The sequence below is a fragment of the Mycolicibacterium sp. P4_G11 genome (assembly GCF_056555145.1).
This window is the reverse complement of the sequence record NZ_JBFUJW010000003.1, coordinates 1-22,823: the sequence shown is the minus strand read 5'-3', so window position 1 is coordinate 22,823 and position 22,823 is coordinate 1. Positions and strand designations below refer to the sequence as shown.

Genomic DNA, 22,823 nt, shown 5'->3' with positions numbered 1-22,823 from the left:
CAAGTTGATGCATAAACATGCAGAATTGCTTGCATGACTTCTGTGGCGGTGGCCGGCGCCAGTGGGTACGCCGGCGGCGAGATTCTGCGGCTTCTGCTGGGCCATCCGGCCTATGCGGACGGTCGCCTCACCATCGGTGCTCTGACCGCCGCGGGTAATGCCGGAACCACCGTCGGTGACCACCACCCGCACCTCCTGCCCATCGCGCAGCAGGTGCTGCAGCCCACCGAGGTGGACGTCCTCGCCGGGCATGACGTGGTGTTTCTGGGTCTGCCGCACGGACATTCGGCCGCGCTGGCGCAGCAACTCGGCCCGGACACCCTGATCGTCGACTGCGGCGCCGACTTCCGGCTCACCGACGCCGCCGCCTGGGAGAAGTTCTACGGCTCCGAGCACGCCGGCAGCTGGCCCTACGGCCTGCCCGAGCTGCCCGGCGGTCGCGACAAGCTGGTCGGCACGAAACGTATTGCGGTACCGGGCTGTTACCCGACCTCGGCCCTGCTGGCCTTGGTGCCTGCGGTCGCCGCTGGGCTCGTCGAACCCAACGTCACCGTGGTGGCGGTCAGTGGCACCTCGGGTGCCGGCAAGTCGGGCAAGGTCGACCTGTCGGCCGCCGAGGTCATCGGTTCGGCCCGGGCGTACAACGTCGGCGGCGCGCACCGGCACACCCCAGAGATCGCGCAGGGCCTGCGGGCCGTCACCGACAAGGACGTGACGGTGTCGTTCACCCCGGTGCTGATCCCCACGTCGCGCGGCATCCTGGCCACCTGCACCGCGCGCACCACCGCGACCGTCGAGGAGATTCGGGCCGCGTACGAAAAGGCCTACGCCAGTGAGCCGTTCATCTACCTGTTGCCGGAAGGGCAGCTGCCCAAGACCGGTTCGGTCATCGGCAGCAACGCCGCGCAGATCGCCGTCGCCGTCGACGAGGATGCGAAGACTCTCGTCGCCCTGTGCGCCATCGACAACCTGACCAAGGGCACCGGCGGCGCCGCAGTACAGTCCATGAACATCGCGCTCGGCTGGCCGGAAACCGAAGGACTATCCACCGTGGGAGTAGCACCGTGACTTCAACGTCGCCGACCCCGTCCCTGCATCGCAACCAGGGCGTCACCGCACCCGAAGGCTTCCGGGCAGCCGGAATCGCCGCCGGCATCAAGGCGTCCGGGAAACCGGACCTGGCCCTGGTCTTCAACGAGGGGCCCGATCTTTCGGCGGCCGGGGTGTTCACCCGCAACAAGGTGCGGGCCGCTCCCGTGCAGTGGAGCGAGCAGGTGCTCAAGACCGGCCGGTTGCGGACCGTGATCCTGAATTCCGGTGGCGCCAATGCGTGTACCGGCCCGGGCGGTTTCCAGGACACGCACCAGACGGCCGAGGCCCTCGCCGCGGCACTCAGTGACTGGGGTACCGAGACCGGTGCCATCGAGGTCGCGGTGTGCTCGACCGGGCTGATCGGTGACCGGCTCCCGATGGACAAGGTGCTCGCCGGCGTCACCGAGATCGTGCACGAGATGGCCGGTGGCCTGTCCGGCGGCGAGGAGGCCGCGCGGGCCATCATGACCACCGACACCGTGCCGAAACAGGTTGCGCTGCACCACCCGGGCAAGTGGACCGTCGGTGCCATGGCCAAGGGCGCCGGCATGATGGCCCCGTCGCTGGCGACCATGCTGGTGGTCATCACCACCGACGCCGTCGCGGACGCCGAGGCACTCAACCTTGCGCTCAAGAACGCCGCCGCGAAGACCTTCGACCGGCTCGACATCGACGGCAGCTGCTCGACCAATGACACGGTGCTGCTGCTGTCGTCGGGCGCCAGCGAAATCCAGCCCAGCCAAAGCGAATTGGACGAGGCCGTCTTCACGGTGTGTGACGACCTGTGCGCGCAGCTGCAGGCCGACGCCGAGGGCGTCACCAAGCGCATCGCGATCACCGTCACGGGTGCGGCCAGTGAGGACGACGCCCTGGTGGGCGCCCGCGCCCTGGCCCGCGACAGCCTCGTCAAGACCGCGCTTTTCGGTTCCGACCCCAACTGGGGCCGCGTCCTCGCTGCGATCGGGATTGCGCCGATCGAACTCGTGGCCGACCGGATCAGCGTGTCGTTCAACGGGTCCGCGGTGTGCATCGATGGTGCGGGCGCGCCGGGCGCCCGGGACGTCGATCTGTCGGGCAAGGACATCGACGTCATCGTCGACCTGAAGTTGGGCGAGCACGAGGCGACGATCCGGACCACCGACTTGTCGCACGCCTACGTCGAAGAGAACTCGGCGTACAGCTCGTGAGCACTGCCGGACTCTCCACCGCGGTGAAGGCGTCGGTCTTCGCCGAGGCGCTGCCGTGGCTCAAGCAACTGCACGGCAAGATCGTCGTGGTCAAGTACGGCGGCAACGCCATGACCGACGACACCCTCAAGGCGGCCTTCGCCGCCGACATGGCGTTCCTGCGCAACTGCGGCATTCAGCCGGTCGTCGTGCACGGCGGCGGCCCGCAGATCAGCGCCATGCTCAAACGTCTTGGTATCGAAGGCGATTTCAAGGGTGGCTTCCGGGTCACCACGCCCGAGGTTCTCGAGGTCGCGCGGATGGTGCTGTTCGGCCAGGTCGGCCGCGAACTGGTCGGCCTGATCAACGCCCACGGCCCGTATGCGGTCGGCATCACCGGCGAGGACGCGCAGCTGTTCACCGCGGTGCGTCGGAGCGTGACGGTCGATGGGGTCCTCACCGACATCGGGCTGGTCGGCGACGTCGACCATGTCAACACCGACGCCATCCTGGATCTCATTGCCGCGGGCCGCATTCCGGTGGTGTCCACCATCGGTCCCGACGTCGACGGCGTCGTGCATAACATCAACGCCGACACCGCGGCGGCCGCACTGGCCGAGGCACTCGGCGCCGAGAAGCTCCTGATGCTCACCGACGTCGAAGGCCTGTACACCGACTGGCCGGACCGCAACTCGCTGGTCACCGAAATCGATACGGCGGCACTGGCTCAGCTGTTGCCGAAGCTCGAATCCGGCATGGTGCCCAAGATCGAGGCGTGCCTGCGGGCCGTGCAGAACGGTGTCCCGAGCGCACACGTCATCGACGGCCGCGTCGAACACTGCGTCCTGGTCGAACTGTTCACCGACGACGGAACCGGAACCAAGGTGGTAGCACCCGCATGACCGAAACTGAAGCGCTGCAAGCCCGTTGGCAGGCAGTGATGACGAACAACTACGGCACCCCGCCGGTCGCTCTGGTCAGCGGCGACGGCGCCGTGGTCACCGATGCCGACGGCAAGAGCTACGTCGACTTCCTGGCCGGCATCGCGGTGAACGTGCTGGGTCATCGCCATCCGGCGGTGATCGAGGCCGTCACCAACCAGCTGAACACGCTGGGGCACACCTCGAATCTGTATGCCACCGAACCGGGTATCGCCCTGGCTGAAGCCCTCGTCGCCCAGCTCGGCGCACCGGCCCGTGTGTTCTTCTGCAACTCGGGCGCGGAGGCCAACGAAGCCGCGTTCAAGATCAGCCGGCTCACGGGACGCACCAAAATCGTTGCGGCGCAAGGCGCTTTCCATGGCCGCACCATGGGGTCGCTGGCGTTGACCGGCCAGCCCGGCAAGCAGGAGCCGTTCCTGCCGTTGCCCGGCGACGTCACCCACGTCCCGTACGGCGACGCCGACGCTCTTGAAGCGGCCGTCACCGACGAGACCGCGGCGGTGTTCCTCGAACCGATCATGGGCGAGGGCGGCGTCGTCACCCCGCCGGCCGGGTACCTGGCCAAGGCGCGCGAGCTCACCACGAAACACGGTGCGCTGCTGGTGCTCGACGAGGTGCAGACCGGTATCGGCCGCACCGGTGCCTTCTACGCCCACCAGCACGACGGCATCACCCCCGACGTCATCACGTTGGCCAAGGGCCTCGGCGGTGGCCTGCCCATCGGGGCCTGCATCGCCATCGGACCCGCGGCCGACCTGCTGCAGCCGGGCATGCACGGCAGCACCTTCGGCGGTAATCCGGTGTGCACCGCCGCGGGCCTGGCCGTGGTCAAGACCCTGGCCGACGATGACCTCGTGCACCGGGCCGACGCCGCGGGCAAGACACTGGCGCACGGTATCGAGGAGTTGGCCCATCCACTGGTCGATCACGTCCGCGGCCGTGGGCTGCTGCTCGGCGTCGTCCTGACCGCGCCGCAGGCCAAGGCCGTCGAAAACGCCGCGCGCGACGCGGGTTTCCTGGTCAATGCCGCGGCCGCCGACGTCGTGCGGCTCGCGCCGCCGCTGGTCATCACCGACGCCCAGATCGACGCCTTCCTGACCGCACTACCCACCGTTCTCGACACCGCAGCAGGGGAGTCCCAGTGATCCGCCATTTTCTCCGTGACGACGACCTGAGCCCCGAGGAACAGGCCGAGGTCCTGGCGCTGGCCGCCGAGCTCAAGAAGGCGCCGTTCAGCCGGCGCCCGCTCGAGGGGCCGCGGGGCATCGCCGTCATCTTTGAGAAGAACTCCACTCGCACCCGGTTCTCCTTCGAGATGGGCATCGCCCAGCTCGGCGGGCACGCCGTCGTCGTCGACGGCCGCAGCACCCAGCTGGGCCGCGAGGAGACCCTCGAGGACACCGGCGCCGTGCTGTCCCGCTACGTCGACGGCATCGTCTGGCGCACCTTCGCACAGGAGCGCCTGACGGCCATGGCCAGTGGTGCCTCCGTCCCCATCGTCAATGCCCTGTCCGACGAGTTCCATCCCTGCCAGGTGCTGGCCGACCTGCAGACCATCGCCGAACGCAAGGGCAAGCTGGCCGGGCTCAACATGTCGTACCTCGGCGACGGCGCCAACAACATGGCGCACTCGCTGATGGTCGGCGGGGTCACGGCGGGCATCAACGTGACCATTGCCGCGCCGAAGGGGTTCGAGCCCGACCCGCAGTTCGTCGAGGCGGCCAAGAAGCGCGCGGCCGAGACCGGGGCGACCGTCACGGTCACCACCGACCCGCAGGCCGCCGCGGACGGCGCCGACGTCCTCGTCACCGACACCTGGACCTCGATGGGCCAGGAGAACGACGGCCTGGACCGCGTGCGCCCGTTCCGCCCGTTCCAGATCAACACCGCGCTGCTGGGCCGCGCCAACAGCGATGCCGTCGTGCTGCACTGCCTGCCGGCGCACCGCGGGGACGAGATCACCGACGAGGTCATCGACGGCCCGCAGAGCGCGGTGTTCGACGAGGCCGAGAACCGGCTGCACGCGCAGAAGGCCATGTTGGTGTGGCTGCTGGAACGTAACGGCCGATGACAGCACCGACCCGGGCCGGACGGCAGTCGCGCATCGTGGCGCTGCTGTCGTCGAACCCGGTGCGCAGCCAGACCGAGCTCGCGGCCCTGCTCGCCGAGGAGGGCATCGACGTCACCCAGGCCACGCTGTCGCGGGACCTGGAGGAACTCGGTGCGGTCAAACTGCGCGGCGCCGACGGTGGCACCGGCGTCTACGTCGTCCCCGAGGACGGCAGTCCCGTCAAAGGCGTCTCCGGCGGCACCGAGCGGATGTCCCGTCTGCTCGGCGAGCTGCTGGTGTCCACCGACGCCAGCGCCAACCTGGCGGTGTTACGTACGCCACCTGGGGCGGCGCATTACCTGGCCAGTGCAATAGATCGAGCGTCTCTGCCTTATGTTGTGGGCACGATCGCCGGGGATGACACCATCTTGGTTGTTGCCCGCGAACCGATGAGCGGCGCCGAGCTCGCCGCCACCTTCGAGAACCTGTAGCAGTACTAGACAAGGAGATTGACACATGTCCGAGCGCGTCATCCTGGCGTATTCCGGTGGCCTGGACACCTCGGTCGCGATCAGCTGGATCGGCAAGGAGACCGGCAAAGAGGTCGTCGCCGTGGCCATCGACCTGGGCCAGGGCGGGGAGGACATGGAGGTCGTCCGGCAGCGTGCCATCGACTGCGGCGCCGTCGAGGCCGTCGTCGTCGACGCCCGCGACGAGTTCGCCGACGAGTACTGCCTGCCCACCATCAAGGCCAACGCGCTCTACATGGACCGGTACCCGCTGGTCTCGGCCATCTCGCGGCCGCTGATCGTCAAGCACCTCGTCGAGGCCGCCCGCAGCCACGGCGGCACCGTCGTCGCGCACGGCTGCACCGGCAAGGGCAACGACCAGGTGCGGTTCGAGGTCGGCTTCAACACCCTGGCGCCCGAGCTCGAGGTCATCGCCCCGGTCCGCGACTACGCCTGGACCCGCGAGAAGGCCATCGCCTTCGCGCAGGAGAACGACATCCCGATCAACGTCACCAAGAAGTCGCCGTTCTCCATCGACCAGAACGTCTGGGGCCGCGCCGTCGAGACCGGCTTCCTCGAGGACCTGTGGAACGCGCCGACCAAGGACGTCTACGACTACACCGAGGACCCGACGGTCCACTTCAACACCCCTGACGAGCTGATCATCAGCTTCGACAAGGGTCGCCCCGTCGCCATCGACGGCCGCCCGCTGAGCGTGCTGCAGATCATCCAGGAGCTCAACACCCGCGCCGGTGCGCAGGGCGTCGGGCGACTCGACGTCGTCGAAGACCGCCTCGTCGGCATCAAGTCCCGCGAGATCTACGAGGCCCCGGGCGCCATGGTGCTGATCACCGCGCACACCGAGCTCGAGCACGTCTGCCTGGAGCGCGAGCTCGGCCGCTACAAGCGCGGCGTTGACCGCAAGTGGGGCGAGCTGACCTACGACGGTCTCTGGTACAGCCCGCTGAAGGCCTCGCTCGAGGCGTTCGTCGAGCACACCCAGCAGCACGTCTCCGGCGACATCCGCCTGGTCCTGCACGGTGGGCACATCTCGGTCAACGGCCGCCGCTCGAACGAGTCGCTGTACGACTTCAACCTCGCCACCTACGACGAGGGCGACAGCTTCGACCAGAGCTCGGCCAAGGGCTTCGTCCAGCTGCACGGCCTGAGTTCCAAGATCTCCGCCAAGCGCGATCTGGGTCTGTAGGCCACATGAGCACCGGTGGGACCAACGAAGGTTCGCTGTGGGGCGGACGGTTCGCTTCCGGCCCGTCCGAAGCGCTTGCCGCACTGAGCAAGTCGACGCACTTCGACTGGGCACTGGCGCCATATGACGTCACGGCGTCCAAGGCGCACGCCCGTGTGCTCCACAACGCCGGGTTGCTCACCGATGAGCAGCGCGACGGCCTGTTGGCCGGGCTCGACAGCCTGGGCAACGACGTCGCCGACGGCTCCTTCGGGCCGCTCGCGACCGACGAGGACGTGCACGGCGCGCTGGAGCGCGGGCTGATCGACCGCGTCGGCGACGACCTGGGCGGCCGACTGCGCGCCGGCCGGTCCCGCAACGACCAGGTGGCCACACTGTTCCGGATGTGGCTCCGCGACGCCATCAAGGTCATCGGCAACGGTGTGCTGGACGTGGCCGCCGCGCTGGCCGGCCAGGCCGAGGCGCACCCGACGGCGATCATGCCCGGCAAGACGCACCTGCAGTCGGCGCAACCCGTGCTCCTGGCCCACCACCTGCTCGCGCATGCGCACCCGCTGCTGCGCGATGCCGACCGGTTGCTCGATCTGGACAAGCGGGTGGCGGTGTCGCCCTACGGATCTGGCGCGCTCGCCGGTAGCTCGCTCGGCCTGAGCCCCGACGCCATCGCCGCGGACCTCGGCTTCGCCTCCGCGGCCGACAACTCGATCGACGCCACGTCCTCGCGTGATTTCGCCGCCGAGGCCGCCTTCGTCTTCGCCATGATCGCCGTGGACCTGTCCCGGCTGTCCGAGGACATCATCCTCTGGAGCACAACGGAATTCGGCTACGTCCGGCTGCACGACTCCTGGTCGACAGGCAGCTCGATCATGCCGCAGAAGAAGAACCCCGACATCGCCGAACTTGCGCGTGGCAAATCCGGCCGCCTCATCGGCAACCTGGCCGGTCTGCTGGCGACGCTCAAGGCGCAGCCGCTGGCTTACAACCGGGATCTGCAGGAGGACAAGGAGCCGGTCTTCGACTCCGTCGCCCAGCTCGAGCTGCTGCTGCCCGCGATGGCCGGACTGGTCGGCACCCTTACCTTCGACACCGACCGGATGGCCGCGCTGGCACCGCTGGGTTACACATTGGCCACCGACATCGCGGAATGGATGGTGCGCCAGGGCATTCCGTTCCGGGTCGCGCACGAAGCGGCCGGCGCGGCGGTCAAGGCCGCCGAGGCCAGGGGAGTCGGGCTCGAAGAGCTCGCCGCCGACGAGCTCGCGGGCATCCATCCGGGACTCACCGCCGAGGTGCGGGACGTGTTGACGATCGCCGGTTCGGTCGAGTCGCGCGACGCCCGCGGCGGCACGTCACCCGCTCGGGTCGCCGAGCAGCTCACCATCGTTCGGGATGAGGCGGCGCGACTGCGCACGCACCTGGGGTAGTGTCGGTGGACGCCGAGGCGGTGGTTCAGCGGGCCGGACTGCTCTCCGGCGTCGGCCGGTGGCACGCCGCGGCTGACCTACTGTCGTCCGCTCTTGCCGAGCACCCACACGACGGCCCGCTGCTCGAAGCGTTCGCGGTCGCTGCGTACAACACCGGGGATCTGGAGCGGGCGCGCACCGCTGCAGAGTCGGTGCTGGCTCACCACGGGTCATCGCTGTTCGCGTTGCAGGTCTTGGCGCGGGTGCACCTCACGGTCAACAAATCCAGCGATGCGGTCAGGTTCGCGCGTCGGGCCGTGGCGGCGAGCCCCCATGACGCCGACGCGCACATGCTGCTGGCGACGTGTCTGTCGCAGGCGCCGGATCGGCGCGCAGCGGTGGCGGCAATGGATCGCGCGTTGGAACTCGAATCCCATGACCCTGAGCTGTTCTTGGCCGCGGCACGCGTGGCGCGGCGATGTGGTGACGCCCGCGTCGCACAGTTCATCGCAGCTGGACTGGAACTGGATCCGACCAACACCGACCTGCAAACCGAGGCCGCGGCGGCCCGGACTTTCACCGGCGAGCGCGTGGAGGGGTTGTCCTCGGTGCTGGTCGAGGACCCCACCCATGACGTAGCGCGGCACACCCTGGCCCAGACCGTGTGGGGCACCATCGCGCGGTTGGCCAGTGGTGTGTGGATCTATGCGTTGGCCGTGATCCTGTTGTCGGCGTGGGTGTCTCCGGCGGTGTTACGCCATCTGGCGCCGGTGCTGATGGCTCCGCTGATCGTTCATTGGGTTCGAGTGTTCCACCGGGTGCGCAAGCAGCTGCCCCGTGGCTACCTGGTCCGACGGTTGCGGCGCGGTCCAATTGCGTTGGCCGGCATCGGTTTGGCCGCCTTCGCCGCAATCATCGCCAGCATGGCGCCGGTGCTGCTCATTGTCGGATGGAGCCCGGCCGGAGTACGCCTGGGGTACTACACGCTGATCGCCGCGTGCCTGGTTGCGGGACTTGCACACGTGCTGGTGACCGTCGGCCGATTGCGCAGCGACCGCGACGTAAATCTGGGTAACCATCTGGATGAGCAGTCCGGCTACTGGTTGGTGTGGTTGCTGGGCTTGGGGCTGCCGATCGGCGTGGGCTGGGCGTGCTACCGATTGGCGGCGCAGCCCGGCGCGCTGTGGTTCGCCCTGATGATTCTGCCGATCGTATTCGGGGTTCGGTGCGCGGAATACGTCGTCGCACTGGCCGGTCGGGGCCTGCGGTGGCTGGGCTTCCTCCTGGCAGCGCTGTTTCTCGCGGGTTGTTTCTCGCTGGTGCTTTGGTGTGGACAGCGCGCGGCGGGCGTCGAGTTCGAGTATCAGCCGGGTCCGCTGTCGCCCGGCAAAATTCAGGTGCCGACGTTCACACCATTGCGCCCCCTGCCGACCTACCCAGCGCCCACGCCGGGTCGCTGAGCAACTCGTGACTGTGCGCGACACCGCCGATCGTTTGCGGACCCGCCTGCACGGCTGAGCCCGCCTGCGGCCGTAGGCTCGGGCGGTGCCAACTCGCAGCCGCGCCGCGGTGTACGCCAGACGTCGCAAACGTCGGATGGCGAAGGTCGACCACGACCTGACAGCACAGCAATGGGCTGTCCTGCAACAGGTTTGGGGTGGCTGCGCCTACTGCGAGGCGCAGGACGCTGATCTGCAGAAAGACTGCGTACAGCCCATCTCTCGCGGTGGGCGGTACACGCTCGACAATGTGGTGCCGGCCTGCCGGTCCTGCAATGCGAGCAAGTGCAATGCCGAGGTCACCGGCTGGCTGCGCCGAAAGAAGTTGGACGAAGGCAGGTTTCTGCTGAGGAAAGCGACCATCGCCAGGGAACTGGTCGGCCACGAGATCTCCGCGGACCACTCCAGTCAGGCCGAATCCGGATCCTGACGCGGCCCGGCGCCTACGCTGACCCGATGGCCGGTACCCAGACGCCCGACGTGCGGCTGGCTGAGCTGATTGCCTCGCTCTCCCTGGCCACCGATCTGGGCCTGGGGCAGCCGCAGGAGCATGTGCTGCGGCAGACGGTCATCGCGACGCGGCTGGCTGCTGCCGCGGGGATGGCGCCCGAGCATCGGGCCGCCGCTTTCTACGTATCGCTGCTGGCCTGGATGGGATGTGTCGCCGACTCGCACGAGCTGGCCCACTGGTTCGGCGACGACCTCCAGATGCGCGCCGACAGCTACCAGGTCGACAAGGTCGGGCCCGGCATGGCGCGGTTTCTGCTCGGGCACCTCGCACAAGGCCAACCGGCGCTGCAACGCATCACCATGGTCGGGCGCTTCCTGGCCCAGGGCGTCGCGGATATGCCGAAACTCTTTGTCAGCCACTGCCAGACGGCCAGCGACATCGCCGACCGGCTCAACCTGCCTCCCGCGGTCCGGGCCGCCCTGCTGGACGCCTTCGAGCGCTGGGATGGCAAGGGCGTGCCGGGGCGGGCGCGGGGCACGGAGATCGAACCGGTGATGCGCGTCGTGCATATCGCCGACGACGCCGAGGTGCACCACCGCACTGGTGGCGTCGAGGCCGCGCTGGAGATGCTGCGCAGCCGACGGGAAACCGAATTCGACCCGGAGTTGGTCGACCTGTGTTGCGACCGCGCCGACGAGATCTTCGGGGGACTGGACACCGTGGACGCCTGGGGCTCGGTGATCCACGGCTGCGCGCCGCTGGATGGCACCATCCGCGATGCTGACTTGACCGCCGTGCTCCGCGTCTTCGCCGACTACGCCGACCTGAAATCGCCCTGGTTCCTGGGTTACTCGCGCCGAGTCGCGGAACTCACCGCGGCCGCGGCAAGAACTGCTGGACTCAGTGATGACGACGTCGCCCTCGCCGAGCGCGCCGCCCTAGTGCACCGGATCGGGGCCATTGGCGTATCGACCGGCATCTGGAACAAGCCGGGCCCCTTGACCATTGCCGAACGCGAACGCGTCCGCACCGTCCCGTATCTCACCGAACGGGTGCTGTGCCGCCAGCCGCGGCTGTGCGAGATCGGCGCGGTCGCCGCCGCGAGTTACGAACGGATGGACGGCAGCGGCTACCCGCGCGGCTTGACCGGCACGGCCATTCCCGCGACCGCCCGGCTGCTCGCCGCCGCCGCGGTCTATCAGGCCCTCGGCCAGGATCGTCCACACCGGGTCGCGTCCTCCGACGCCGACCGCACTGCGGCCATGCACGCCGAGGTCACTGCCGGGCGGCTGGACGGCGCGGCGGTCGGTGCAGTGCTGACGGCGGCTGGGTGCCGTATCACGCGTCGGCCCAAAATGGTCGCCGGGCTGACGGGCCGCGAGCTCGAGGTACTCGAGCTCTTGGTCCGGGGCCGGTCGAATCGGCAGATCGCCCAACATCTTTCGATCACGCCACGAACCGTCGGCACGCACGTCGAACACATCTACACCAAGATCGGGGTTTCGACCCGCGGCGCCGCCGCGATGTTCGCGATGCGCCACGGGCTGGTCAACGCCGCCGAATAGATCGGGCATTCACCCGATGTGCCGGTACGGCCGCGGGCCGTAGAACCGATACATGAGCAATGACACCGACACGGGATGGGCAGTGGCCGGCGCCTTCCTGGAGGCGTTCGCCGGCCAGGATTTCGTCTCGCTGGCCGAATGCCTTGATCCCGACGTGCATTTCCGCGCCCTGATCCCTCCCGGCCTCGTCGACGTGACCGGAGTCGACGACACCGTCGGCCGGTTCCGGCACTGGTTCGGCGCCGACAACTTCGAACTGGTCGACGCCTCCGTCGGCCGCGTCGGAGACCGCGTCGCGTTGAGCTGGCGCGTCCGCACGTCACCGCCCGGGGATCCGACCGTCGTCAGGCTCGTCGAACAGCGCATGTTCGCCGCCGCCGACGACCGTATCCATTCAATCGACTTGCTGTGCTCAGGATTTCAGCCCGAACAGAAGGAGACCCGCTCATGAGCTCGAAAGTGGCAATCAGCCTCACCACCGGATTGGAAGATGCCGAGAAGGTGACCATCGCGCTGCTGGTGGCTGTCGGCGCGGCCGAACAGGGCCACCCCACGATGATGTTCCTGACCAAGGAAGCGGTGCGGCTCGCCCAACCCGGGTTCGCGCTCGGCGTCGCGTGCGACGGCTGCCCGCCGCTGCCGGACCTGATGGCCCGCTACGAAGCCGCCGGCGGCAAGTTCCTGATCTGCCCGATCTGCTTCAACGCCAAAGGGCTTGAGGCGGAAAGGGTAGTGGCCAATGCCGACCTCGGCGGCACCATCCCACTGTGGCAGTGGATCGGCGACGAGCCGGCCACCACGTTCAGCTACTGACCTCTTCGGACAGCTCCATCCAGCGTTCCTCCAGCTCGGTCACTTCGCCTTCGAGCTCCCTCAGCGAGCTGGTAAGACGTTGCAGCCCTTCGTAATCGCCCTGATCGTGCTCGGCGAACCGCTGGTGCGCGGTGTCGATCTGGCCGGCGAGCTTCTCCAGTCGCCGCTCGATCGCCGTGATTTCCTTCTGCGCGGCGCGGAGCTCCGCACCCGATAGGCCTTCGGAGACCACGGCGGCCGGTTTGGCTGCGGCGGTACCGGTTTGGGCCGCGTGCGAAGCGCGCAGCCGCAGGTACTCATCGACGCCGCCGGGCAGGTGCCGCAGCCGGCCGCCGAGGATGCCGAACTGTTGATCGGTGACGCGCTCCAGGAAGTACCGGTCGTGGCTGACCACGATCAGTGTGCCGGGCCAGGAGTCCAGCAGATCCTCCATGGCGGCCAGCATGTCGGTGTCCAGGTCGTTGGTCGGCTCGTCGAGGATCAGCACGTTGGGCTGCTCCAACAGGATCAGCAGCAGTTGCAGCCGGCGCTGTTGCCCACCGGACAGATCCTTGACCGGCGTGGACAGCTGGGCGCTGGCGAAGCCGAGACGTTCCAGCAGCTGGCTCGGCGTGAGTTCGGTTGCCTTGGAACCGGATCCGAATGCGTAAGTGGTGGCCAGCCGGCTCAGCACCACCCGCACGGGCTCGTCGAGATGCTCGGCCAACTTCTCCACACCCTGGGTCAGGGTGGCGATCTGCACCGTCTTGCCGTGCTTGACCCGGCCGCCGGTCGGCTCGACCGAACCGTCGATCAGTCCGAGCAGCGTCGATTTGCCGGCGCCGTTGACACCGAGGATGCCGGTGCGCTCGCCGGGGGCGATCCGCCACTCGACGTCCTGCAGCACCTCCCGCTCGCCGTAGGTCACCGACGCGTCCAGAATGTCGACGACCTGCTTGCCCAGACGGGTCACGGCCAGCGACTGCAGCGCCACCTTGTCGCGGATCTCGGGGACGTCGGCGATCAGGGCGTTGGCGGCGTCGATGCGGAATTTCGGCTTCGACGTCCGCGCCGGCGCACCGCGGCGCAGCCACGCGAGTTCCTTGCGGGCCAGGTTCTGCCGTCGTGCCTCACTGGCGGCCGCCTGCCGGTCGCGCTCCACGCGCTGCAGGATGTACGCCGCGTAGCCACCCTCGAACGGTTCGACGATGCGGTCGTGCACCTCCCAGGTGGCGGTACAGATCTCGTCGAGGAACCACCGGTCGTGGGTGACCACCAGCAAGCCACCGGCGTTGGCGCTCCACCGCTTCTTCAGGTGTGCGGCCAGCCAGGTGATCGCCTCGACGTCGAGGTGGTTGGTCGGCTCGTCGAGGATGAGGACGTCGTGGTCGCCGGCGAGCAGCTGGGCCAACGCGACGCGGCGGCGCTGGCCACCGGACAGCGTGCCGATCACCGCGTTCCAGTCGAGGTCGCCCAGAAGTCCGGCGATGACGTCGCGGCCGCGGGGATCGCCGGCCCATTCGTGCTCGGGGACGTCGCCGACGACGGCGTGCCCGACGGTGTCGGTGTGGTCGAGCGTGTCGGCCTGGTCGAGCATCCCGATGCGGACGCCGCCGCGCACCGTCACCCGGCCGGAGTCGGGCTTCAGCCGCCCGCCCAGCATCGCCAGCAGACTGGATTTGCCGTCGCCGTTGCGGCCGACGATGCCGATCCGGTCGCCCTCCTCGATCCCGACCGTCAGCGAATCGAAAACCACACGGGTCGGAAACTCGAGATGCAGGGCTTCGGCCCCCAATAGATGCGCCATCAGGCGCCGATCATATGGGGTGCGCAGCGGCGTCCGCACTCACCGCAACAGCAAGGCCACAACCGCCAGGTAACCAGCGCGTTGTGCCATGATGGCGACGTAATCAGCGGATTTGTACTTATTTGACCAAAAGGGAGTGCCCGGTGGTGGACTTTTCAGCGATCACCGCTCCAGTGGAGCGGTTGGTGGCTACCGCCCAGAACGGGTTGGAAGTGCTTCGCTACGGCGGGCTGGAGACCGGTGCCGTGCCATCGCCGTTCCAGATCGTCGAGAGCGTGCCGATGTACCGGCTGCGGCGCTACTTCCCGCCGGACACCCGCCCGGGTGCCGCCGCGGCGGGCTCGCCAGTGCTCATGGTGCACCCGATGATGATGTCCGCGGACATGTGGGATGTGACGCGCGACGACGGCGCCGTCGGCATCCTGCATGCCGCGGGACTCGACCCGTGGGTCATCGACTTCGGCTCACCCGATCAGGTCGAGGGCGGTATGGACCGCAACCTGGCCGATCACGTGGTGGGGCTCAGCGCGGCCATCGACACCGTCAAGGCCACCACCGGCAAGGACGTGCACCTGGCCGGCTATTCGCAGGGCGGCATGTTCGCCTACCAGACCGCCGCCTACCGGCAGTCCCGCGACCTGGCCAGCATCGTGGCCTTCGGCTCGCCGGTGGACACCCTGGCCGCACTGCCGATGAACATGCCGGCCGGCCTCGCGACCAACGTCGCCGACTTCATGGCCGACCATGTCTTCAGCCGCCTCAACATCCCGGGTTGGTTGGCGCGCAACGGTTTCCAGATGCTGGACCCGATCAAGACCGCGCAATCACGCCTGGACTTCCTGCGCCAGCTGCACGACCGTGAGGCCCTGCTGCCGCGTGAGCAACAGCGCCGCTTCCTGGCCAGCGACGGCTGGATCGCCTGGTCCGGGCCGGCGATCGCCGAGCTGCTCAAGCAGTTCATCGCGCACAACCGGATGATGACCGGCGGTTTCGCCATCCACGGCAACCTGGTCACGCTGGCCGACATCACTTGCCCGGTGCTGGCCGTGGTGGGCGAGGTCGACGACATCGGTCAGCCCGCCGCGGTGCGCGGCATCAAGCGGGCCGCCCAGGACGCCGACGTCTACGAATACCTCATCCGCGTCGGGCATTTCGGGCTCGTGGTGGGTTCCAAGGCGGCCAGCCAGAGCTGGCCGACGGTGGCGTCGTGGGTCAAATGGCTCGATGCCGGCGGGCCGATGCCGGCCGACGTGGTGCCGATGCCGCTGCAGTCCGAATTGCCGCGCGAGTCGGTGCCGCTGGCGACCCGTGTCGCGCACGGTGCCGCGGCGGCCACCGAGATGGCCTTCACCCTGGCCAGCACCGCGGCCGACGCCGTGGTGTCGGCGGGCAAGTCCACGCGGGCGCTGGCCATCGAGACGGTCCGCACCCTGCCTCGTCTGGCCCGATTGGGTCAGATCAACGACCACACGCGAATCTCGTTGGGCCGCATCATCTGTGAGCAGGCCGAGGGCGCGCCGGACGGTGAATTCCTGCTGTTCGACGGTCGCGTGCACACCTACGAGGCGGTGGATCGCCGCATCAACAACGTCGTCCGCGGACTGATCGAAGTCGGTGTCCGGCAGGGTGTTCGGGTCGGCGTCCTGATGGAAACCCGGCCCAGTGCGCTGGTCGCCATCGCGGCGTTGTCGCGCCTCGGCGCGGTGGCAGTGCTGATGCCGCCCGACGCCGACCTGGCCGTGGCGGCCCGCCTCGGCGGCGTCACCGACATCATCTCGGACCCGGCCAATCTCGACGCCGCCCGCCGGTTGCGCACCCGCGTGCTGGTGCTCGGTGGCGGCGAGAACCGCGACCTGCATCTGGACGAAAACGGCGATGCCGACTTCATCATTGACATGGAGAAGATCAACCCCGACGTCGTCGAGCTGCCCGGCTGGTACCGGCCCAACCCGGGCTACGCGCAGGACCTGGCGTACGTCGCGTTCGCCAACGTCGGCGGCGAGCTGGTGGCCCGGCAGATCACCAACTTCCGTTGGGCGCTCTCGGCATTCGGCACCGCCTCGGCGGCCAACCTGGGCCGCGGCGACACCGTCTACTGCCTGACCCCGCTGCACCACCAGTCCGGCTTGCTCGTGTCGCTCGGCGGCGCGGTCGTCGGCGGTGCCCGCATCGCGCTGTCCCGCGGTCTGCGGCCCGACCGCTTCGTGCACGAACTGCGGCAGTACGGCGTCACCGTGGTGTCCTACACCTGGGCGATGCTGCGTGACGTCATCGACGATCCGTCGTTCGTACTCAACGGCACTCACCCGGTGCGGTTGTTCATCGGCTCAGGCATGCCGGCCGGATTGTGGCGCCGTGTCGAAGAGGCGTTCCAGCCCGCACACGTTCTGGAGTTCTTCACCACCACCGACGGTCAGGCCGTGCTGGCCAACGTGTCGGGCCTCAAGATCGGCAGCGAGGGCCGTCCGCTGCCGGGCGGCGGCCAGATCGCGCTGGCTGCCTACGACGTCGACGACGACCTGATCCTCGAGGGCGATGAGGGTTTCGTGGCGATCGCCGAGCCCAACGAGGTCGGCGTGCTGTTGGCCAAGCCGCGCGGCCCGGTCGACCCGACGGCGTCGGTCAAGCGCGGCGTCTTCGCGCCGGGCGACACCTGGGTGTCCACCGAGTTCCTGTTCCGCCGGGACGACGACGGCGACTACTGGATGGTCGACAACCGCCGCTCGGTCATCCGCACCCCACGCGGCCCGGTGTTCGGCAAGGAGGTCGGCAATGCGCTGGGCCGCCTCGACGCCGTCGACATCGCCGTCACCTACCGCGTGCCGGTCGGCGATCGCGACCTGGCCGTCACGGCGTTGAGCCTGCGTCCGGGCGGCAGCGTGCTGGCCGCCGACCTCCGTGAGGCGCTCATCGAGCTGCCGGTCGGAGTGGTGCCGGACCTCATCCACGTGGTGCCGGAGATGACGCTGAACGCGTCATATCGCCCGGTTCTCGCCGAGTTGCGTACCGCGGGCGTGCCCGAGTCGTCGGACAACGCGTGGCAGTTCGACGTGGACACCGACTCGTTCGTGCAGTTCACGTCGGCCGCTCACGCGGAGCTGACCGGGGACGGCAGTCTGTCGTGACAGCCTGCCGGTGCCGGTCAGCGCTGTTAGGCTGCGCTTGGTCATATCGAATGGAGGACGCATGACGTCACACACCAGCCGTCGCCGGCACGGTGTTGCCGGCGCGATTCTGGCGGGAGCGGTGGCTGCCGGCATGATGATCACTCCTGCCGCGGCGCACGCCGATGTCCTCGACGACCTCGACGCCGAGTACGACATCGGTGCCAGTGGCGGCGACCTCTCGAAGCTGCTGCACACCGCACTCAAGCTGCGCGCCCAGGGCTTCGGTCCCTCGAGGGGCAACCTCGCCGATATCCAGGCGGCCCTTGACGATCGTCCCAACCAGGTACCGCTGATCCACGCGCTGCAGGACACCGTGAAGTTCCAGAAGCGCAATCAGGCCCGTGCTGCCGGCGCGAAGCCGCAGAACCCCATCGTCATCGGTGGTCCGGGTGGCCTGCCGCCTGGCCTGGTGCCGGGCACCGGCGGCTCGCAGATTCCGTTGGGTGGCTAGCGCACGATGATCGACGAAGCGTTGCGCGCGATTTTGGTGTGCCCGCAGGACCGCGGTGAGCTGCTGCTGGTCGGGGACGAATTCCTGTACAACCCGCGGCTGCGTCGGGCGTACCGGATCGACGCCGGGGTCCCGGTGCTGCTCATCGACGAGGCGGTCGACATCACCGACGACGCCGAGCACCAGCGACTGATCGACGCCGCCCAGCGGTAGCTCAGCCCGGCAGGTCGCCGGTGAGATAGCGCTGCAGGTTGGGGCCGATCGTTTCCACGATCTGTTGCACCGGCAGCGATTTGAACGGCTCCAGCTCCAGGATGTAGCGGGCCATCACCACGCCGATCAGCTGGGACGCGACGAACTGCACCCGGATTCGTCCGGTGCCGGGTGGATTGTCAACGCGCGCACCGACTTCGGTGGTGATGACGTCTTCCAGGAAGATTCGGATCAGATTGACGTCGTCGCCGGCCAGCATCGAGCGCAGCGCCGCGATGAATCCGACGCCGAGTTCGGAGTCCCAGATCGGGAGCAGCAGTGCCGGCAGGGTGTGCCCGAGTTCCTCGATGGGGGTGTTCCGCAGCGGTCCCAGCACCATTTGCGGGTCGACGGGAATGTGTACCGCGGCTGCGAAGAGCTGCTGCTTGGTCCCGAAATAGTGATGCACCAGCGCCGCGTCGACGCCCGCGGCGGCGGCGATCGCCCGCACCGAGGTGTTGTTGAATCCGTTGCGGGCGAACAGCTCCCGCGCACAGGCGAGGATCGTCTCCTTGGTGTCCGATGGTCCGGTCGGACGGCCGGGGGGCTTGCGGCGGGGCCGCGGCTGCGTCGCGGTCATGGGGTCCGACGGCGCAGGGTCGCGGCGGCCAGGCACAGGGTGACGACCGCGAACACGATCACGATGACGATGTCCCGCACGGTGGTGCTGGTGATCTCGGCGTGGTCGGCCACCTCGCGGAGCGCTTCCAACGCGTAGGTCGCGGGCAGCGCGTCACTGATCCACCGCAACCAGTCGGGCAGCATCTCACGCGGAACGATGATGCCGCACAACAACAATTGCGGCACGATCACGACCGGCATGAACTGCACGGCCTGGAACTCGGTGCGCGCGAACGCACTGCACAACAGGCCGAGGCCGACGCCGAGCACGGCGTTGATGATCGCGATCAGGAACACCAGCGCGGGGCTGCCCGCAGTGTCGAACCCGAGGAACCAGAACGACACCAGGCAGGCCAGCGTCGCCTGCGCGGCCGCGGCCACGGAGAACGCCGATCCGTAGGCGGCCAGCAGATCCAGCCGGCGCAGGGGAGTGGTCAGGATTCGTTCCAACGTGCCCGAAACCCGTTCGCGCTGCATGGTTATCGACGTGATCAGGAACATGACGATCAACGGGAAGACGCCCAGCAGGATCAGGCAGGCGTTGTTGAACGGCGACAGCGTGCCGGGCCGGTGCGGCAGATCGTCGAACATGAAGTACATCAACGTGATGACGGCGCTCGGCACCACCAGGATCATCGCCATGCTGCGATGGTCGGCGGCGAGCTGACGCAGGATGCGGGCAGTGGTGGCCAGATAGGGCTGCAACGTCAGTCGGCTTTGGCCGCGGTGCTGCGCCTGATGATGGTCAGAAACGCTTCCTCCAGCGATGAACATCCGGTGTCCTCTCGTAGATGGGTGGGCGTGGTGTGCTCGAGCAGGCGGCCTTCGCGCATCAGCAACAGTTCCCCGCAGTGGTCGGCCTCGTCCATCACATGGCTGGACACCAGCAGGGTGGTGCCGCCGCGGGCCAGCCGGTCGAATTGTTCCCACAGGTCGACGCGTAGCACCGGGTCCAGCCCGACGGTCGGTTCGTCGAGCACCAGCAGGTCAGGTTTGGACACCAGCGCACACGCCAGCGACGCCCGGGTCCGCTGGCCGCCAGATAGGTTGCCGCAGAGCGCGGTTCGGTGATCCTGCAGCCCGACGGCGGCGATGGCGTCGTCGGCCGCGGTCTTGCCGGAGCCTGTCAATGCGGCGAAATAGCGCACGTTGTCGATGACGCGCAGATCGTTGTAGACCGTCGGCTCCTGCGTCACATAGCCGACGCGGCGACGCAGCTCCGCTGATCCGGCGGGTTTCCCGAGCACGGTGACGGTGCCCTTCGTGATGATCTGGGTACCCACGATGGAGCGCATCAGGGTGGTCTTGCCGCAGCCCGAAGGGCCGAGCAGTCCGGTGATGCTGCCGCGCCGCACCTGCAGGGACACTTCGTCGATCGCGCGTCGCTTACCGCGGACGACGGTCAGGCTGTCGACTCGAATCGCGACGTCAGGGGCATGATCCATTAATTCATCACTCGATGAACTCATCATAGGATGAATAATCCGCTCGCGGCGTGGACATGTCAACGGCGAGTCTTCGAGCGGGCAGAATGACGGGCCATGAGCGCCGCGCAACTCGCCGTCGACCCGGTCACCGCGGCCCGGCGCCTGCTCGGAGCCACGCTGTACGGCCGCGACGTGGTCGCCACGGTGGTGGAGGTCGAGGCCTACGGCGGCCCGCCGTCGGGGCCCTGGCCGGATGCGGCAGCTCACTCGTTCCGCGGCCCGACACCTCGAAGTGCGGTGATGTTCGGACCGGCCGGCCGGCTGTACACCTACCGCAGTCACGGAATTCACGTGTGCGCCAACGTCGTCTGCTGCACCGACGGGGTGGCGGGTGCCGTGTTGCTGCGTGCGGCCCGCGTCATCGACGGCTGTGGTGCCGCCCAAGGCCGCCGACGCGCCGGCGTTACGCCGGCCGCGATCGCCCGCGGACCCGGCAATCTGTGCGAGGCGCTGGGAATCACCTTGTCGGACAACGGTATTGACCTGATGGATCGACGATCCCCGGTTCGGCTGGAACTGCACGCACTGCAGGAGGGGAGTGCCGGGCCGCGAGTCGGCGTCAGCCAGGCCGCCGACCGGCCGTGGCGATTCTGGCTGGCGGACACTCCGGAGGTTTCGGCCTACCGGCGCAGTCCCCGGGCGGCCGCACCGGGGGATAGTGACTGATGGCAGCCGCTGACCTGCGATAGGGGAAGATCGACGTCGTGAGTACTGGCATCCTCGATGAACTGGACTGGCGCGGACTGATCGCGCAATCGACCGACCGCGAAGCGCTTGCCGCCGCGACCACGGATGGGCCGCTCACTCTGTATGCCGGCTTCGATCCGACCGCGCCCAGCCTGCACGCCGGACACCTGGTTCCCCTGCTCACGCTGCGGCGATTCCAGCAGGCCGGGCATCGTCCCATCGTGCTGGCCGGTGGTGCGACCGGCATGATCGGCGATCCCCGGGACAACGGGGAGCGGACCATGAATACCGCCGATACCGTCGCCGACTGGTCTGAACGCATTCGCGGCCAGCTCGAGCGATTCGTCGAGTTCAACGACTCCGGCAACGGCGCGATCGTCGAGAACAACCTGTCCTGGACGGGTCCGATGTCGGCCATCGAATTCCTGCGTGACCTGGGCAAACACTTCTCGGTCAACGTCATGCTCGACCGGGACACCATCAAGCGGCGACTCGAAGGTGACGGCATCTCGTACACCGAGTTCAGCTACATGCTCCTGCAGGCCAATGACTTCGTCGAGCTGCACAAGAAGCACGGCTGCAGCCTGCAGATCGGTGGCTCCGACCAGTGGGGAAACATCATCGCGGGCGTCCGGCTGGTGCGTCAGAAGCTGGGTGCGACGGCACATGCGCTGACGGTTCCGCTGGTCACCTCGGCTGACGGCAAGAAGTTCGGCAAGTCGACCGGTGGCGGCAATTTGTGGCTCGACCCCGAGCTGACCAGCCCATATGCCTGGTACCAGTACTTCGTGAACGCGGCTGACGCGGATGTCGTCGGTTATCTGCGCTGGTTCACCTTCCTGTCCGCCGACGAACTCGGCGAACTGGCGACCGCCACGGCGGAGCGTCCCCACGAACGGGCTGCTCAACGCCGGCTGGCTCGGGAATTGACCACTTTGGTGCACGGCCAGGCCGCGACCGACGCCGTCGAACTGGCCAGTCAGGCGCTGTTCGGCCGTGCCGAACTGCGGGATCTCGACGCATCGACGCTGGCCGCGGCACTGACCGAAGCCAGTAATGGCCAGGTCGCGGAGCTGGCGCCCGGTGGTCCGGACGGGATCACCGACCTGTTGGTGGCGACGGGACTGTCCAAGAGTCGTGGGGAAGCGCGCCGGACGGTCGCCGAGGGCGGCGTTTACGTCAACAACGCACGCGTGGAAAGCGACGAGTGGGTACCACAGCCGACGGATTTTCTGGGTGATCGCTGGCTGGTGTTGCGGCGTGGCAAGCGCCACATCGCGGGGGTTCGGCGGGTTACGGGCCTGACCAGTGGGAATCACCCCCTGTGACCAGGGGAAACGGCCCGCTGACCTGGCGATTTGACTCGCTGTTAGCCCTGCCGTAACTTATTCCAGGTCAGAGCGACACGGACAAGCGCCGGAGAGCGAAGACCAAATCCGAGAGTAACACCCATTAAGTTGGGAGTTCCTCACTGCCCGCACACGGACCGCGGCTTTTAAGCCGCGGGTTTGTTGCGCGGTCAGGCCGGGCGTGTTGTTTGAGAACTCAATAGTGTGTTTGGTGGTTTTTGTTTGTTGTTTTTTTGACTGCACCTCTTGTTTTCCCGTTTGTGGGGTGTGGTTGTTTTTTTGATGCCAGTTTGTTTGGTGTCTTTTGTTTGTGATCGGATTTTTCTG

22 protein-coding genes are annotated in these 22,823 nt (G+C 68.0%); 18 read left to right on the top strand and 4 right to left on the bottom strand.

The features are described 5' to 3' along the window. Positions 1–33 precede the first annotated feature (33 nt). The 13 genes from argC to AC1U2B_RS06055 all read left to right on the top strand — a co-directional run bounded on the left by argC (position 34) and on the right by AC1U2B_RS06055 (position 12,696). Positions 34–1,068 (top strand): N-acetyl-gamma-glutamyl-phosphate reductase, encoded by a 1,035-nt coding sequence (argC, locus tag AC1U2B_RS06115; protein ID WP_043399390.1) that lies wholly within the window; start codon positions 34–36, stop codon positions 1,066–1,068. Beyond that, complete coding sequence (gene argJ / locus AC1U2B_RS06110) at positions 1,065–2,279, top strand: bifunctional glutamate N-acetyltransferase/amino-acid acetyltransferase ArgJ (protein ID WP_260973102.1); 1,215 nt, start codon at positions 1,065–1,067, stop codon at positions 2,277–2,279. The genes argC and argJ overlap by 4 nt, the downstream gene beginning before the upstream one ends. Then, positions 2,276–3,160 (top strand): acetylglutamate kinase, encoded by an 885-nt coding sequence (gene argB, locus AC1U2B_RS06105; protein ID WP_043986883.1) that lies wholly within the window; start codon positions 2,276–2,278, stop codon positions 3,158–3,160. Before argJ ends, argB begins: the two co-directional genes overlap by 4 nt. Then, a complete protein-coding gene (locus AC1U2B_RS06100; RefSeq protein WP_480216091.1) occupies positions 3,157–4,344 on the top strand; it encodes an acetylornithine transaminase in 1,188 nt (395 codons plus the stop codon). The genes argB and AC1U2B_RS06100 overlap by 4 nt, the downstream gene beginning before the upstream one ends. After that, positions 4,341–5,270 carry an ornithine carbamoyltransferase gene (gene argF, locus AC1U2B_RS06095; protein WP_480216090.1) on the top strand — a complete coding sequence of 310 codons (930 nt, stop codon included), beginning with the start codon at positions 4,341–4,343 and terminating at the stop codon, positions 5,268–5,270. Before AC1U2B_RS06100 ends, argF begins: the two co-directional genes overlap by 4 nt. After that, positions 5,267–5,740 carry an arginine repressor gene (locus tag AC1U2B_RS06090; protein WP_043399377.1) on the top strand — a complete coding sequence of 158 codons (474 nt, stop codon included), beginning with the start codon at positions 5,267–5,269 and terminating at the stop codon, positions 5,738–5,740. The genes argF and AC1U2B_RS06090 overlap by 4 nt, the downstream gene beginning before the upstream one ends. Positions 5,741–5,765: 25 nt before the next feature. Then, complete coding sequence (locus AC1U2B_RS06085; protein WP_043986887.1) at positions 5,766–6,965, top strand: argininosuccinate synthase; 1,200 nt, start codon at positions 5,766–5,768, stop codon at positions 6,963–6,965. 5 nt (positions 6,966–6,970) lie between these two features. Further along, on the top strand, positions 6,971–8,389 hold the full coding sequence (gene argH, locus AC1U2B_RS06080) for an argininosuccinate lyase (RefSeq protein ID WP_480216089.1): 1,419 nt from the start codon (positions 6,971–6,973) through the stop codon (positions 8,387–8,389). Between the two features lie 5 nt (positions 8,390–8,394). After that, the gene (locus AC1U2B_RS06075) at positions 8,395–9,828 is read left to right on the top strand and encodes a tetratricopeptide repeat protein (RefSeq protein WP_480216088.1); all 1,434 of its coding nucleotides are present in this window, start codon (positions 8,395–8,397) and stop codon (positions 9,826–9,828) included. A 136-nt stretch (positions 9,829–9,964) separates the two neighbouring features. After that, positions 9,965–10,297, top strand: a complete 333-nt coding sequence (locus tag AC1U2B_RS06070; protein WP_051955058.1) for an HNH endonuclease — start codon at positions 9,965–9,967, stop codon at positions 10,295–10,297. A 26-nt stretch (positions 10,298–10,323) separates the two neighbouring features. Further along, a complete protein-coding gene (locus tag AC1U2B_RS06065) occupies positions 10,324–11,883 on the top strand; it encodes an HD domain-containing phosphohydrolase (protein ID WP_480216087.1) in 1,560 nt (519 codons plus the stop codon). Between the two features lie 52 nt (positions 11,884–11,935). Then, on the top strand, positions 11,936–12,334 hold the full coding sequence (locus AC1U2B_RS06060; protein ID WP_480216086.1) for a nuclear transport factor 2 family protein: 399 nt from the start codon (positions 11,936–11,938) through the stop codon (positions 12,332–12,334). Beyond that, the gene (locus tag AC1U2B_RS06055; protein WP_043399369.1) at positions 12,331–12,696 is read left to right on the top strand and encodes a DsrE family protein; all 366 of its coding nucleotides are present in this window, start codon (positions 12,331–12,333) and stop codon (positions 12,694–12,696) included. Before AC1U2B_RS06060 ends, AC1U2B_RS06055 begins: the two co-directional genes overlap by 4 nt. Here AC1U2B_RS06055 and AC1U2B_RS06050 read toward each other — a convergent pair. After that, positions 12,686–14,482 carry an ABC-F family ATP-binding cassette domain-containing protein gene (locus AC1U2B_RS06050; RefSeq protein WP_480216085.1) on the bottom strand — a complete coding sequence of 599 codons (1,797 nt, stop codon included), beginning with the start codon at positions 14,480–14,482 and terminating at the stop codon, positions 12,686–12,688. The genes AC1U2B_RS06055 and AC1U2B_RS06050 overlap by 11 nt on opposite strands. A 143-nt stretch (positions 14,483–14,625) precedes the next feature. On the opposite strand from AC1U2B_RS06050, the gene AC1U2B_RS06045 reads away from it, so the two are divergent. The 3 genes from AC1U2B_RS06045 (at position 14,626) to AC1U2B_RS06035 (ending at position 18,313) form a co-directional block, all read left to right on the top strand. After that, positions 14,626–17,607, top strand: coding sequence for an acyl-CoA synthetase (locus AC1U2B_RS06045; protein ID WP_480216084.1), 2,982 nt, complete (start codon positions 14,626–14,628; stop codon positions 17,605–17,607). A gap of 61 nt (positions 17,608–17,668) precedes the next feature. Then, the gene (locus AC1U2B_RS06040; protein WP_043399360.1) at positions 17,669–18,100 is read left to right on the top strand and encodes a hypothetical protein; all 432 of its coding nucleotides are present in this window, start codon (positions 17,669–17,671) and stop codon (positions 18,098–18,100) included. 6 nt (positions 18,101–18,106) lie between these two features. Next, on the top strand, positions 18,107–18,313 hold the full coding sequence (locus AC1U2B_RS06035) for a Trm112 family protein (protein ID WP_043986897.1): 207 nt from the start codon (positions 18,107–18,109) through the stop codon (positions 18,311–18,313). A 1-nt stretch (position 18,314) separates the two neighbouring features. Here the strand turns inward: AC1U2B_RS06035 and AC1U2B_RS06030 are convergent, their stop codons facing one another. The 3 genes from AC1U2B_RS06030 to AC1U2B_RS06020 are packed head-to-tail and all read right to left on the bottom strand — an operon-like array spanning position 18,315 to position 20,445. After that, positions 18,315–18,932: a TetR/AcrR family transcriptional regulator gene (locus tag AC1U2B_RS06030; RefSeq protein WP_480216083.1), complete on the bottom strand. Its 618-nt coding sequence runs from the start codon at positions 18,930–18,932 to the stop codon at positions 18,315–18,317. Beyond that, complete coding sequence (locus AC1U2B_RS06025) at positions 18,929–19,747, bottom strand: ABC transporter permease (protein ID WP_480216082.1); 819 nt, start codon at positions 19,745–19,747, stop codon at positions 18,929–18,931. The genes AC1U2B_RS06030 and AC1U2B_RS06025 overlap by 4 nt, the downstream gene beginning before the upstream one ends. Then, complete coding sequence (locus AC1U2B_RS06020) at positions 19,681–20,445, bottom strand: ABC transporter ATP-binding protein (protein ID WP_480216081.1); 765 nt, start codon at positions 20,443–20,445, stop codon at positions 19,681–19,683. The genes AC1U2B_RS06025 and AC1U2B_RS06020 overlap by 67 nt, the downstream gene beginning before the upstream one ends. A 69-nt stretch (positions 20,446–20,514) precedes the next feature. Here AC1U2B_RS06020 and AC1U2B_RS06015 point away from each other — a divergent pair, with 69 nt between their 5' ends. Next, positions 20,515–21,126 carry a DNA-3-methyladenine glycosylase gene (locus AC1U2B_RS06015; protein ID WP_260942212.1) on the top strand — a complete coding sequence of 204 codons (612 nt, stop codon included), beginning with the start codon at positions 20,515–20,517 and terminating at the stop codon, positions 21,124–21,126. A gap of 38 nt (positions 21,127–21,164) precedes the next feature. Then, positions 21,165–22,475, top strand: coding sequence for a tyrosine--tRNA ligase (tyrS, locus tag AC1U2B_RS06010; protein WP_260942213.1), 1,311 nt, complete (start codon positions 21,165–21,167; stop codon positions 22,473–22,475). Positions 22,476–22,823: the final 348 nt, after the last annotated feature.